The 13218-nt window shown below is 70.5% G+C and carries 11 protein-coding genes and 1 pseudogene; 11 read left to right on the top strand and 1 reads right to left on the bottom strand.

Annotated features, from left to right (window positions below):
• Nucleotides 1–59 precede the first annotated feature (59 nt).
• The 10 genes and pseudogenes from O7610_RS13140 to O7610_RS13100 all read left to right on the top strand — a co-directional run bounded on the left by O7610_RS13140 (nt 60) and on the right by O7610_RS13100 (nt 10213).
• Nucleotides 60–2057 carry a TIGR03960 family B12-binding radical SAM protein gene (locus O7610_RS13140; RefSeq protein WP_289213386.1) on the top strand — a complete coding sequence of 666 codons (1998 nt, stop codon included), beginning with the start codon at nt 60–62 and terminating at the stop codon, nt 2055–2057.
• A 146-nt stretch (nt 2058–2203) separates the two neighbouring features.
• Nucleotides 2204–2959, top strand: a complete 756-nt coding sequence (locus O7610_RS13135) for a TIGR03936 family radical SAM-associated protein (protein WP_475052194.1) — start codon at nt 2204–2206, stop codon at nt 2957–2959.
• Nucleotides 2960–3102: 143 nt separating this feature from the next.
• Complete coding sequence (locus O7610_RS13130) at nt 3103–6279, top strand: Rne/Rng family ribonuclease (protein WP_289213385.1); 3177 nt, start codon at nt 3103–3105, stop codon at nt 6277–6279.
• Between the two features lie 192 nt (nt 6280–6471).
• Nucleotides 6472–6786: a 50S ribosomal protein L21 gene (gene rplU, locus O7610_RS13125; RefSeq protein ID WP_123602998.1), complete on the top strand. Its 315-nt coding sequence runs from the start codon at nt 6472–6474 to the stop codon at nt 6784–6786.
• 9 nt (nt 6787–6795) lie between these two features.
• Complete coding sequence (rpmA, locus tag O7610_RS13120) at nt 6796–7053, top strand: 50S ribosomal protein L27 (protein ID WP_123602997.1); 258 nt, start codon at nt 6796–6798, stop codon at nt 7051–7053.
• Nucleotides 7054–7204: 151 nt separating this feature from the next.
• Nucleotides 7205–8638 carry a GTPase ObgE gene (gene obgE, locus O7610_RS13115; RefSeq protein ID WP_281551024.1) on the top strand — a complete coding sequence of 478 codons (1434 nt, stop codon included), beginning with the start codon at nt 7205–7207 and terminating at the stop codon, nt 8636–8638.
• A 114-nt stretch (nt 8639–8752) separates the two neighbouring features.
• A complete protein-coding gene (locus O7610_RS13110) occupies nt 8753–9214 on the top strand; it encodes a GNAT family N-acetyltransferase (RefSeq protein WP_281551023.1) in 462 nt (153 codons plus the stop codon).
• Between the two features lie 74 nt (nt 9215–9288).
• Nucleotides 9289–9693: a hypothetical protein gene (locus tag O7610_RS13105; RefSeq protein WP_148083506.1), complete on the top strand. Its 405-nt coding sequence runs from the start codon at nt 9289–9291 to the stop codon at nt 9691–9693.
• Between the two features lie 234 nt (nt 9694–9927).
• Nucleotides 9928–9996 (top strand): annotated as a pseudogene (locus O7610_RS30640) (helix-turn-helix domain-containing protein); the annotation flags it as partial.
• Between the two features lie 13 nt (nt 9997–10009).
• Nucleotides 10010–10213 carry a hypothetical protein gene (locus O7610_RS13100; protein WP_281555820.1) on the top strand — a complete coding sequence of 68 codons (204 nt, stop codon included), beginning with the start codon at nt 10010–10012 and terminating at the stop codon, nt 10211–10213.
• A gap of 32 nt (nt 10214–10245) precedes the next feature.
• Here O7610_RS13100 and O7610_RS13095 read toward each other — a convergent pair whose 3' ends face one another.
• Complete coding sequence (locus tag O7610_RS13095; RefSeq protein WP_281551022.1) at nt 10246–10464, bottom strand: DUF397 domain-containing protein; 219 nt, start codon at nt 10462–10464, stop codon at nt 10246–10248.
• A 111-nt stretch (nt 10465–10575) separates the two neighbouring features.
• Between O7610_RS13095 and pepN the strand changes: the two genes are divergently transcribed.
• The gene (pepN, locus tag O7610_RS13090; RefSeq protein WP_281551021.1) at nt 10576–13134 is read left to right on the top strand and encodes an aminopeptidase N; all 2559 of its coding nucleotides are present in this window, start codon (nt 10576–10578) and stop codon (nt 13132–13134) included.
• The last annotated feature ends 84 nt before the right edge of the window (nt 13135–13218 follow it).

Raw genomic sequence — 13218 nt, 5'->3', positions numbered from 1 at the left:
CCCCGCCCGCGTACTGTGGGTGGTTGACCCGGTGTCCGGTGCGGTTTGGAGGAGGTTTGATGGTTGTCCCGGCAGGCGCTGCCCCGACGGCGACCGTGGGTGGCCCGACGGCCAGGTCGGTCTGGTCCCGGTTGGAGCCGTTGCTGCCCCAGGTCAGCAAGCCGATCCAGTACGTCGGCGGCGAGCTCGGCGCGGTGGCCAAGGACTGGGAGGCCGCAGCCGTGCGCTGGGCGCTGATGTATCCGGACGCCTACGAGGTCGGCCTGCCGAACCAGGGCGTGCAGATCCTGTACGAGGTGCTCAACGAGCAGCCCGACGTGCTGGCCGAACGGACCTACGCGGTCTGGCCGGACCTGGAACGGCTGATGCGGGCGCACGGCGTGCCGCAGTTCACCGTTGACGCGCACCGGCCGGTCGGCGACTTCGACGTGTTCGGTGTCTCGTTCGCCACCGAGCTGGGCTACACGAACCTGCTGACCGCGATCGACCTGGCCGGGATCCCGTTGTCCGCCGCTGACCGGGACGACTCACACCCGGTGGTGCTGGCCGGTGGGCATGCCGCGTTCAACCCGGAGCCGATCGCCGATTTCATCGACGCGGCGGTGCTCGGCGACGGCGAGGAAGCCGTGCTGGAGATCACCGGCATCGTCCGGCGGTGGAAGGCCGAAGGGTCGCCGGGTGGGCGCGACGAGCTGCTGCTGCGGCTGGCCCGTACGGAGAGCATCTACGTACCGCGCTTCTACGACGTGGACTACCTGCCGGACGGCCGGATCCAGCGGGTGGTGCCGAACCGGGCTGACGTGCCGTTCCGGGTGCACAAGCGCACCACCATGGACCTGGACGCTTGGCCGTACCCGAAGAAGCCGATCGTCCCGCTGGCCGAGACGGTCCACGAACGCTACGCGGTAGAGATTTTCCGCGGCTGTACGCGCGGTTGCCGGTTCTGCCAGGCGGGCATGATCACGCGTCCGGTGCGGGAGCGGTCCATCACCACGGTCGGGCAGATGGTCGCCGACGGCCTGGAGTACTCCGGCTTCCACGAGGTCGGTCTGTTGTCGCTGTCCTCGGCCGACCACTCGGAGATCGGCGACATGTGCTCCGGCCTGGCCGAGCAGTACGCCGGCACGAACGTGTCGCTGTCGCTGCCGTCCACCCGGGTTGACGCGTTCAACATCGAGCTGGCGCAGGAGCTGTCCCGCAACGGTCGGCGTACCGGGCTGACGTTCGCCCCGGAGGGCGGCTCGGAGCGGATCCGCCGGGTGATCAACAAGATGGTTTCGGAGGAGGACCTGATCCGGACCGTGGTGACCGCGTACACCAACGGCTGGCGTCAGGTGAAGCTCTACTTCATGTGCGGGCTGCCCACCGAGACCGACGACGACGTGCTGCAGATCGCCCGGCTCGCCCACGAGGTGATCAAGGCGGGTCGGGCGGCGACCGGTTCCAAGGACATCCGGTGCACCGTCTCGATCGGCGGGTTCGTGCCCAAGCCGCACACCCCGTTCCAGTGGGCGTCGATGCAGCACCCGGAGGTGATCGACAACCGGCTGCGGCTGCTCAAGCAGGCCATCAACGCGGACCGGTCGCTCGGTCGGGCGATCGGCTACCGTTACCACGACGGCGAGCCGTCGCTGATCGAAGGGCTGCTGTCGCGCGGTGACCGGCGGGTCGGCGCGGTGATCCGCCGGGTCTGGGAGTCCGGCGGCCGGTTCGACGGCTGGAGCGAGCACTTTTCGTACCAGCGGTGGGTCGACGCGGCCGCCGACACGCTGCCGGCGTACGGGGTCGATCTGGACTGGTACACGGTTCGCGAACGGGACACCACCGAGGTGTTGCCCTGGGACCACCTGGACTCCGGGCTGGACAAGGACTGGCTCTGGCAGGACTGGCAGGACGCGTTGGGCGAGTATGAGCAGGATGACTGCCGGTGGACGCCCTGTTTCGACTGCGGTGTCTGTCCGTCAATGGATACTGAGATCCAGATCGGTCCGACCGGGCAGAAACTGCTGCCGCTGACGCCGGTCAACACCGGCCTGCGGACCCCGGCGGCGGGCTGACTGGCGCGCCGCACCCATCCGGGTGAGGATGACGACGTTCCCTACCCCTTCCGAGGAGCATCACGATCAGCAGGAAGCCACAACCGGCAGGCGGCCAGGCGCCGGTCGTGCAACGGATCCGGATCCGGTACGCCAAGCGCGGCCCGCTGCGGTTCACCTCGCACCGCGACTTCGCCCGGGCGTTCGAACGGGCACTGCGCCGCGGCGGTGTCCCGGTCGCCTTCTCTCAGGGATTCACCCCGCACCCCAAGATCTCCTACGCGAGCGCGGCCCCGACCGGCGTCGCCAGTGAGGCCGAGTATCTGGAGATCGGTCTGCAGCAGCAGGTCGACCCCGACCGGCTGCGGGTGGCGCTCGACGCTGCGCTGTCGCCCGGCCTCGACGTACTGGAGGCGGTTGAGGCGGCCGGCGGTAGCCTGGCCGACCGGATCGACGCGTCGCGATGGCGGATCGAGCTGCCCGAGGTCGATCCGGAGTCGGCCGGCCGGGCGGTGGCGACGTTCACCGCCGCCGAGGAGGTGCTGGTGGAGCGGTTGACCAAGCAGGGCCGGCGGACCTTCGACGCCCGTGCCGCAGTGGTGCGGATCGTGGTCGCCGACCGGTCCGACAACACCGACGGACCGGGTGCCGGTCCGGGCAGCGGCCTACCTTCCGAGGTCAGCTCGGTGCCGTGTGCGATACTCGACCTAGTCGTCCGGCAGGTCACCCCGTCGGTACGACCCGATGACGTCCTCTCCGGCCTGCGCGTCATGGCCGACCTGGAGCCGCCGGTGCCGCCCCGAGTGACCCGGCTAGCTCAGGGAACACTGACCGCGCAGGGGGAGATCGTCGATCCGTTGGAGGCGGATCGAGCTGGGCAGCCATCGGTGAACGCCAGCCGTGTTCCGGCCGGCGCTCAGTAAGCCAGACTTCGGCGGTCTGCCTCCGGGTCTCTCGCCCCACCGGGCCGGAAGCTCAGCGGCGCGTCCGCCGGATCACTTTTTGCGGCAACCCTGCGTGGCAGCGCTCACCCGCGCCCGGGGCGGCCAGAACTGGAGAACGTCCAATGCTCGAAAACGAGCCAGAGGGCGGGGACCGGACCGGTACCGAACCGGCCGGCGCTCCCGCTGATGTGACCCGATCCACAACCGCCCGCACGACGCGGCGGCGGACCAGCAAGGCCGCGGCGGGGGTCGCCGGCGGCGACGCGGCCACGACCGGTGGTTCGGCTGATCCGGCACCAGCCACCGGCGAACCGGCTGCGGTGTCCCGGACCCGCCGTCGCCGTTCGACGGCAGCGGACAAGGCCGGTACGGATACCACCGGTACTGATACCGCTGACGCGGGTGGCCCGGACGACACCGCCGGCCCGTCGGCCGACTCCACTGCTGAGCCGGCGATCAAGAAGACCACTCGGACCCGGCGGAAGAAGGCGGCCGAGCCGGCAGTCGTGGTGCCGGTCGAGGAGAGCGAACCCGCCCCGGGAGCAGCCGCTGCCCAACTGGCCACATCGTCGCCGGTCGGTCCTGCGACGCCGGCCACCGAGACACCACCGGCCGCCGAGCCGGTGCCGACCCGAGCAGCCGGCCGGTCGGCGAAGTCCGAGTCGGCGGCGATGCCCGGCCCGGCCGCCGCCGACTCCGACGCGGAGCCGGGTGCCGCCGTGGGCCAGGCCGGCCCGGCGACCGACGACGCCGCTGCGGTGTCTGGCGTCGCGCCGTCGTCCCGACGCCGCAGAGCGGCAGCCGGACCACCTGTCGTGCTGTTCATGGCACCCGATCCGCAGAGTCCGCCGGTCGCCACCGACGCTGGTCAGCCGGCGGCAGTGGAGCCCGCTGTCCAGACCATCGACGGTGCCGAGGCGGCCGGCGACGACGAGCCGGTGCGGCGGCGTCGGCGGGGCCGGCGTAGCGCCGACAGCGAGCCGGCGGCCGAGCCGGTCACCGAGGCCGCAGAGGCACCGCAGGAGCAGCCCGCTGAGGTGACCACCGACGCCGACACGGACGACGATGACGACGACACGCCGGCCGGCCGGCGTCGTCGGCGCCGTGGGCGCCGGGGCCGGGGCCGGGGCAAGGGCGGCGCGGAGGAGGGCGACGCCGACACCGGCGACGAGACCGAGGCGTCCGATGACGGTGGGTCGGCCGACGACGCCGATGGCGATGGCGATGGCGACTCCATGACCCGTCGGCGGCGTCGCCGCCGACGCCGTGGCTCCGGCGACGCGGAGTCCGGGGCCGAGGACGGCGTGCCGACCGTCGTCAAGATTCGTGAACCACGCAAAACCGTCGACGAGGTGCAGGGCGTCACCGGGTCGACCCGGTTGGAAGCGAAGCGGCAGCGCCGTCGGGACGGCCGAGAGCAGCGGCGGACCCGTCCGCCGATCCTCAGCGAGTCGGAGTTCCTGGCCCGGCGGGAGGCCGTCGACCGGGACATGGTGGTGCGTCAGCGCGGTGACCGGACCCAGATCGCCGTGCTGGAGGACGGCGTCCTGGTCGAGCACTACGTCACCCGGGCCTCGTCGGGCACCATGGCTGGCAACGTCTACCTCGGCAAGGTGCAGAACGTGCTGCCGAGCATGGAGGCAGCCTTCGTCGACGTGGGTCGTGGCCGCAACGCGGTGCTGTACGCCGGTGAGGTCAACTGGGACGCCACCGGCCTGGAAGGTCGGTCCCGGTCCATCGAGCAGGCGCTGCGTTCCGGTGACTCGGTGCTCGTGCAGGTCACCAAGGATCCGATCGGGCACAAGGGCGCTCGGCTCACCAGTCACGTTGCGCTCTCCGGCCGGCATCTGGTGTACGTACCGAACGGGAACGCCTCCGGGATCAGCCGCAAACTGCCGGACACCGAGCGCAAGAGGCTACGGGACATCCTCAAGAAGTTGGTGCCCGACGGTGCCGGTGTGATCGTGCGGACCGCAGCTGAGGGTGCCAGCGAGGACGAGCTGTCCCGCGACGTCAAACGACTGCAGGCACAGTGGGAGGACATCCAGGCCAAGGCGGGTTCCGGTGGCGCGCCGACGCTGCTCTACGAGGAGCCGGACCTGGTCATCCGGGTCGTTCGGGACCTGTTCAACGAAGACTTCCGCGAACTGGTCGTTCAGGGCGACACCGCGTACGAGATGGTGGAGTCCTACCTCGCCCACGTCTCGCCGGACCTGCTGGCCCGGCTGCGCCGGCACGCCGCGGTGGCGGACGTGTTCGCCGAGCGGCGCATCGACGAGCAGATCCTCAAGGGCCTGGACCGCAAGGTGTTCCTGCCCTCCGGTGGTCACCTGGTGATCGACCGGACCGAGGCGATGACCGTCATCGACGTGAACACCGGCAAGTACACCGGCGCCGGCGGAAACCTGGAGGAGACGGTCACCCGCAACAACCTGGAGGCCGCCGAGGAGATCGTCCGCCAGCTGCGGCTGCGCGACATCGGCGGCATCGTGGTGATCGACTTCATCGACATGGTGCTGGAGTCGAACCGGGAGCTGGTGCTGCGCCGGCTGACCGAGTGCCTGGGTCGGGACCGCACCAAGCACCAGGTCACCGAGATCACGTCGCTGGGTCTGGTGCAGATGACCCGTAAGCGGATCGGTGCCGGGCTGCTGGAGGCGTTCAGCGAAACCTGTGACTGCTGCAAGGGCCGCGGGCTGATCATCCACACCGAGCCGGTGCCGGAGAAGCCGCGATCGTCGGGCGGTACCGGGGCCGGGGACCGGGCGAAGACGGTCGCCGCAGCTCCGGCCAGCGGTGGTGGTACGAGCGTTACGGGTGGTGCGGCAACCGGTGGCAGCCGCCGCCGGGGTCGCAAGGCCAACCAACCGGCGGACGAGGCATCCCCGGCGCCTGACGTCACCGATACCCCTGACGTCACCTCTGCACCTGACGTGACGGCTGTGACCGGGGCGGACCAGCCGGATGAGCCGGCAGACGTGGTCGCCGGTGTCGCCGAGGCCGAGGCTGCCCCGACTACCACCGGCGTGATCAGAGTTCCCGTCGCGGCGGCGCAACCGCTGGTCGATCCGACCGCGGAGGACGAGGACGAGACCATGGGCTACGACCTGTCCCGCTACGAGGTGGATCCGGTGGTCGAGACCGGCAACGGCGCGGCACCGGTCCGCTTGGCCGGGGCGGACGATCCCGATCTCGCCGATGACGACGATGACCGGGACGCGTCCGCAGGCGATCACGCCGCCGGCGGTCGGCGACGGGTCCGCCGCAGCAGCGGCACCCGCCGCCGGACTCGTCCCTGACCGGGGTCGATTTGAGGGTAGCCACCGGCATGCCGTACGCTTGCCGGTGGCGCACCCGGTGCGCCAGGTTCCCGCGTGCCCGTGACTGCTCAGTCGCAGACCGCCGCGTCCGTTCCCCACGGCGTAGCCGACGGTCCACCGAGCTGCCACGAACACCATCCGCCAGCGACAAACGACAGGAGTCCGCGTCCGATGTACGCGATCGTCAAGACCGGCGGCAAGCAGTACAAGGTCGCCGAGGGCGACGTGATCGAGGTCGAGAAGATCACCGGTGCCCCCGGTGACGCGGTGACGCTTCCCGCGGTGCTCCTCGTCGATGGCGACGACCTGGTGACCGACGCGACCAAGCTTGCCCAGGTCGCTGTGACCGGCGAGATCGCCGCGCAGACCAAGGGTCCGAAGATCCGGATTCACAAGTTCAAGAACAAGACCGGCTACCACAAGCGCCAGGGTCACCGTCAGCCGCTGACCCAGGTCAAGGTGACCGGCATCTCGAACGGGAAGTAGGCACCAGCCATGGCTCACAAAAAGGGTGCGTCCAGCTCGCGGAACGGCCGTGACTCCCAGGCCAAGCGTCTCGGCGTGAAGCGGTTCGGTGGTCAGGTCGTCAGCGCCGGCGAAATTCTGATCCGTCAGCGCGGCACCAAGTTCCACCCGGGTGACCTGGTCGGCCGGGGTGGCGACGACACGCTGTTCGCGCTGGCTGACGGCTCGGTGCAGTTCGGCACCAAGCGCGGCCGCAAGACGGTCAACATCGTTCCGGCGACGCAGTAGCATCTGCCGTACAGCGCCGCCGCAGGCAGGCGCCCTGGCGTTGCTGGCTGACGCTTGTCGAGCAACCTGACGAGCGGGCTGCGGACCAGAGGTCCCAGCCCGCTTTGTCGTGTCCGCCGGTCCCGCCGGCGGCAATGGAGAGGATAGGGCCGTGACGACCTTCGTCGACCGGGTTGTACTGCATGTGCTGGCGGGGAACGGTGGGCACGGTTGCGTCTCGATCCACCGCGAGAAGTTCAAGCCGTTCGGCGGGCCGGACGGGGGCAACGGTGGGCACGGCGGCAGCGTCACCCTGGTCGTCGACCCTCAGGTGCACACCCTGCTCGACTTCCACTTCCGGCCGCACGCCAAGGCCGAGAACGGCAAGGGCGGGGCCGGTGGCAACCGGGACGGTGCCAAAGGCGCCGACCTGGTGCTCAAGGTGCCGAACGGGACGAGTGTGCAGGGTCTCGACGGCGAGGTGCTGGCCGATCTGGTCGGTGCCGGCACCAGCCTGGAGATCGCCCGGGGCGGCCGGGGTGGCCGGGGCAACGCCGCATTGGCCAGCGCCCGGCGCAAGGCACCCGGCTTCGCCGAGTTGGGTGAGCCGGGCGAGCAGCTTGACGTCGTACTGGAACTCAAGAGCGTCGCCGACGTGGGCCTGGTCGGTTTCCCCTCGGCCGGAAAGTCGTCGCTGATCTCGGTGATCTCGGCGGCCCGGCCGAGGATCGCTGACTACCCCTTCACCACGCTGGTGCCCAACCTCGGGGTGGTCCGGGCCGACGAACACACCTTCACGGTCGCCGACGTACCCGGGCTCATTCCTGGTGCGGCCACCGGCAAGGGCCTCGGTCTGGAGTTCCTGCGGCACATCGAGCGGTGCGCCGTGCTGGCCCACGTGGTGGACACGGCGACTCTGGAACCCGGGCGGGACCCGCTGGCCGACATCGACGCGATCGAGGCGGAGCTGGCCGCCTACGGCGGTCTGGCGGACCGGCCACGGCTGGTGGTGCTCAACAAGATCGACGTACCGGACGGCAGGGCAATGGCCGAGCTGGTCCGGAACGACCTGGTTGCGCGCGGGTTGCGGGCGTTCGAGGTCAGTACGGCGACCCGGGAAGGGCTGCGGGAGCTGACCTACGCCCTGGCGGAACTGGTCGCCGCTGCCCGTGCGGCCGCGCCGGAGCTGGAGCCGACCCGGATCGTGCTGCGGCCGGCGGCCGTCGACGACGCCGGATTCACCGTCGAGCCGGCGGCCGACGGTGCGTACCGGGTTTGGGGATCCCGCCCGGAACGGTGGGTACGGCAGACCAACTTCGACAACGACGAGGCAGTCGGCTTCCTCGCCGATCGGCTGGCCAGGCTGGGCGTGGAGGAGGCGTTGGCCAAGGCGGGCGCCGAGCCGGGCGCGTTGGTGAGGATCGGATCATGGGAGTTCGACTGGCAGCCGAGCCACTTCGCTGACGTCGAGTACGTGCCGAGCTCCCGCGGCACCGATGTCCGGCTGGAGGAGCAGTCGAGCCGGGCCAGCGCCGCGCAGCGGCTGGCGGACCGCAAGGCCCGCCGGCAGCGGCCAGCAGAGGACGACTCGGACGTATCGAGGTAACTGATTGTTACCAAGCGGGTTGGTGGCAGTTGAACGTCGGGTTGTCGGAATCAGGCCTGATCCCGGCCAACTGGACGAAACCTTCGGGAAACGCGCTTTGCCTATCGTGACTGAGTGTTGATCGAGCGCCGTCTGCCTACCGACCCGGAGGTCGCCGCCCTGATCATGACCCAGCAGCGCGAGCTGGCTGAGGCGGAGCGTGCCGGTCGGCCAGTCGATCCGGTCGGGCACCAGGTACACGACGACGCCCGGTACCTGGTGTGCGTGCTGGACGGGCGGGCGGTCGCCTGCGGCGCCGTCCAGGCGTTGGACGCGCAGACCGCCGAGATCAAACGGATGTACGTACGGCCGGCCTACCGGGGTCGGGGTATCGCGCGGCACCTGCTGACCGCGTTGGAAGAGTCGGCGTACGCCGCCGGCCACACCATCTTCCGGCTGGAGACCGGCAGCTACCTGCCGGTGGCCATGCACCTGTACGCCTCGGCGGGCTACGCCCGGATCCCGGTCTACGGCGAGTACGTCGGTAATCCGTACAGCGTCTGCTTTGAGAAACGGGTTCCGGTCGCCGCGGCCTGACTGTCCTGGCTCATGGTGCCCGGCGACGCGGGCGGGGTGGCCGAACCCGGGCGAATGGTGGACGATGTCGGGTCATGAGCGATTCGCCGGTTCTGGACAGTCCCGAGGCTATCGATGCTCATCTCGCCGCCGCTATCGAGCGGTGGGAGCGGGGGCGGCGCGGGGTGCGGTTCGTTCTCTGCGACGAGGAGGACCGTGTACAGGTCCACTGCCCGGTCGACGACCTGCCGGCGCGGCTCGACCCGGACGACTGCGCCCAGGCGGTCGGGATCTTCGCCAACGCGCTCGCGGAGCGGGCGGGTGACGGCTCGATGCTGGTGGTGCTCACCCGGTCCGGATCGAGCGCGGTCAGCGACCCGGACCGGCTCTGGTTCCACACCGCGTACCAGGTGTGCGGTCAGGCCGGCGTGCGGCTGCTCGGCGTACACCTGGTGACGCCGACGGACCAGCGGCGCATCCTGCTCGACGACGCGCTGTAGTCCTGGTCATCCTGCACCTACGGGTGCGCCCCTGGTCCGGCCATGTCAAAGACTAGCGACATCATGTTCCGTCTCCTTTACCTTAGTGATGTCAAGTCGTACGAGGAGAAGGGCACCTGGGCGTTCCTGGTGACCACCCTGGGGATCGTCGCGTACCACCGGGGGTGGTGAAGCGTGGGCAGACCGACCAGGGTGACCAACTCGATCCGGGCCCTGCGCTTTGCCAACGGGGAGATGACCCAGGCCGAGCTGGCCAGACGGCTCGGCGTCACCCGACAGACCGTCATCGCCATCGAGCAGGGGAAGTACTCGCCGTTTGACGGTCCCGCGGCCCGAGGTGGCGATCGGCGTCGCGCGGCTGTCCTACACGGACGCCTGGCACCTGGCCGAGCCGCTGTTCTGCGGGGCGGTCGGGCCGGACCCGGACAGCGAGACCTGTGTCGACGTACTCGAACATCCCGGCTTCCACCGCGCGGCCGGGATCAACGCGTTGAGCTGGGGTGGCGGCGACCCGGGGTAGACCGTGCGTCCCAGGCCGCCGCGACCACCGGGTCACTCCAGGTCGAACTCGCCGTCCTGGGCGCCGGCGACGAACGCGTCCCACTCGGCCTGGGTGAAGACCAGGATCGGCCCGTCCGGCTCGGCCGAGTTGCGCATCCCGATCAGGTCGTCGACGAACGCGATCTCGACCGCGCCCTCGGAGTCGTCACCTTCGGCCCGCTGCCACACCGCACGGGACAGGTCGAAATCGCCCTTGGGGTGCTGCGCCATCGTCGACTCCTTCTGCACGGGAACACACGCGGGATTTGTCAGGCGGTACACGCCCGGTTACCGGCACAGGCTAGCCGCCGCCGGTTGCACGATGTGCGGCAGGATGGTCGGATGCCGAGCCTGACCCGCGCCGAGGCCGTCGAACGCGCCGCGACGATCACCGTCGAGTCGTACACCATCGACCTCGATCTGACCGCCGGTGACACCGAGTTCGGGTCGACCAGTGTGATCGAGTTCCGGGCCACGCCGGGAGCAGCGACCTTCGTCGAGGTCGCTGCGGTGAAGCTGACGCGGGTACGGCTCAACGAGGTCGATCTTGATCCGACGACGCTCGACGACAACCGGTTCCCGCTGACCGGGCTGGCCGGACACAACACGCTGACTGTCGAGTCCCGGATGGCGTACTCGAACTCGGGGCAGGGGCTGCACCGCTTCGTGGACCCCGCCGACGGCGATACGTACCTGTACGCCATGTCGTTCCTGGACGACGCGCCGCGCATCTTCGCCTGCTTCGACCAGCCCGACCTGAAGGCATCGGTACGGCTGCGGGTCACCGCGCCACCGCAGTGGACGGTGGCCGGTAACGGCCAGCCGGTCGGCGCGCCGGTGGACGGCCGGTGGGATTTCGCGCCGACGGCGCCGCTGGCAACGTACTTCGTGACCCTGATCGCCGGGCCGTACCACGCCCGCCACGCCGAGCACGACGGGGTCCCACTGTCGCTGTACTGCCGACGTTCGCTCGCCGCGCACCTGGACGCCGACGCCGAGGAGATCTTCACGATCACCCGGCAGTGCCTGGACCGGTTCCACGAACTGTTCGACGTGCGGTACCCGTTCGGCGGCTACGGCCAGGCGTTCGTGCCCGAGTTCAACGCCGGCGCGATGGAGAACCCGGGCCTGGTGACCTTCCGCGACGACCACATCTTCCGGTCGGCGGTCACCGACAGCGAACGCGAGCGGCGGGCCACCACGATCGCCCACGAGATGGCCCACATGTGGTTCGGCGACCTGGTGACCATGCGGTGGTGGGACGACCTGTGGCTCAACGAATCGTTCGCCGAGTACCTCGGGGTGCGGGTGACCGCCGAGGCGACCCGGTTCACCGACGCCTGGACGACGTTCGGCATTCGCTACAAATCCTGGGGGTACGCAGCGGACCAGCGTCCGTCGACCCATCCGGTGGCGCCGGAGGAGGTCGCGGACGCCGAGCGGGCGTTGCTCAACTTCGACGGCATCTCGTACGCCAAGGGCGCGTCGGTGCTGCGCCAGTTGGTGGCCTGGCTGGGCGACGAACCGTTCCTGGCCGGGCTGCGGGCACATTTCGCCGCCCACCGGTTCGACAACGCTACGCTGGCCGACCTGCTCGACGCGTTGACCAAGGCGAGTGGCCGCGACCTGTCCGGCTGGGCGACGCGGTGGCTGCGGCAGGCGCAGGTGAACACGATCCGGGCCGAGACGATCGTCGACGAGACCGGCCGCTACCGGGAGGTCGCCCTGGTGCAGACCGCGCCGCAGCCCTATCCGGTGCTGCGTCCGCACCGGATCGGACTGGGGTTGTTCGATGCCGAGGCGACCGGGGACCGGCGGAGATCGGTGCGGCGGCGCCGGCTGGCGGTGGACCTGGCCCCGGACGTCGACGGCGGACGTACCCTGGTGCCGGCGTTGGTCGGTGAGCCGGCGGCCGACCTACTGCTGGTCAACGACGGTGACCTCACGTACGCCAAGGTGCGGCTCGACCCGGCCTCGTCGGCCGCGCTGCCGGCGATGCTGCCCGGAATGACCGATCCGTTGGCCCGTGCTGTGTCGTGGACGGCGACCCTGGACGCGGTACGTGACGCCCAGCAGCCGGTGGCCGACCTGGCGGCGCTGATCGAGCTGGCCCTGCCGGCCGAGACCGTGGTGGTCGTCGTCGAGGACGTGCTGCGGCTGAGCCGGTCGGTGATCGACCGGTACGCGCACCCGGTGGACCGTCCGGTGCTGCGGTCCCGGCTCGGCACCGCCTGCACCCGGCTGCTGGCCGCAGCCGGGTCCGGCACATCGGTCCAGTTGGCCGCGGCCCGGGGGGCGATCACCGCCAGCGGGGACGTCGACTGGTTGCGGGGGTGGTTGGCGGGGTGGGCGGTGCCCGCCGGGCTGACGGTCGACGCCGACCTGCGTTGGTTGCTGCTCTACCGGCTGGCGGCGTGCGGCGGCGTCGGCACGACCGAGATCGCCGACGAGGCCGGCCGGGACCGCAGCGCGGCCGGTGAGCAGTGGGCCGCGAAGTGCCGTGCGGCGGTGCCGGACCCGGCCGGCAAGGAGCGTGCCTGGCAGGCGATCGTGACCGACACCAGCCTGTCCAACCGTCTCGTCGAGGCGTACGCCGAAGGGTTCTGGCAGCCGGAACAGACCGAGCTGACGGCGCCGTACGTGGACCGGTACTTCGCCGATCTGCCGGCGGCGACCCGGCGCCGCGCGGCGTGGCTCGCCGACCGGGTGGCGGAGACGGCCTTCCCGCAGTTCGCGGTGAGCGAGCGGACCCGGGCGGCGGCAACCGCGATGCTCGCCCGCGACGATCTGACCGCCGGGCTACGTCGGGTGGTCACCGACGCCACCGATGAACTGGACCGGGCGTTGGCCGCTCGACGTCGGTACGCGTCCAGAGCCGGTGCCGGTGCCGGACCGGCGTAGGCGGTGATCGCCGGAGGCGCAAAGCGGGAGCAGGCCCCCGAAAGTGTTGCCTACGCCACGCGACAGCCCGGCTGGGTAGATCAT

This window comes from Solwaraspora sp. WMMA2065 (genome assembly GCF_030345075.1).
In the GTDB taxonomy this organism is placed as follows: domain Bacteria; phylum Actinomycetota; class Actinomycetes; order Mycobacteriales; family Micromonosporaceae; genus Micromonospora_E.
Note: the sequence above shows the minus strand (reverse complement) of the source record. Positions and strands in the feature narration are given on the sequence as shown.

Bases quoted from the DNA above. Each gene is read 5' to 3' on its own strand.
- O7610_RS13140 (WP_289213386.1), top strand. From the start codon at position 60: ATGGTTGTCCCGGCAGGCGCTGCCCCGACGGCGACCGTGGGTGGCCCG.
- O7610_RS13130 (WP_289213385.1), top strand. From the start codon at position 3,103: ATGCTCGAAAACGAGCCAGAGGGCGGGGACCGGACCGGTACCGAACCG.
- rplU (WP_123602998.1), top strand. From the start codon at position 6,472: ATGTACGCGATCGTCAAGACCGGCGGCAAGCAGTACAAGGTCGCCGAG.
- rpmA (WP_123602997.1), top strand. From the start codon at position 6,796: ATGGCTCACAAAAAGGGTGCGTCCAGCTCGCGGAACGGCCGTGACTCC.
- O7610_RS13105 (WP_148083506.1), top strand. From the start codon at position 9,289: ATGAGCGATTCGCCGGTTCTGGACAGTCCCGAGGCTATCGATGCTCAT.
- O7610_RS13095 (WP_281551022.1), bottom strand. From the start codon at position 10,464: ATGGCGCAGCACCCCAAGGGCGATTTCGACCTGTCCCGTGCGGTGTGG.
- pepN (WP_281551021.1), top strand. From the start codon at position 10,576: ATGCCGAGCCTGACCCGCGCCGAGGCCGTCGAACGCGCCGCGACGATC.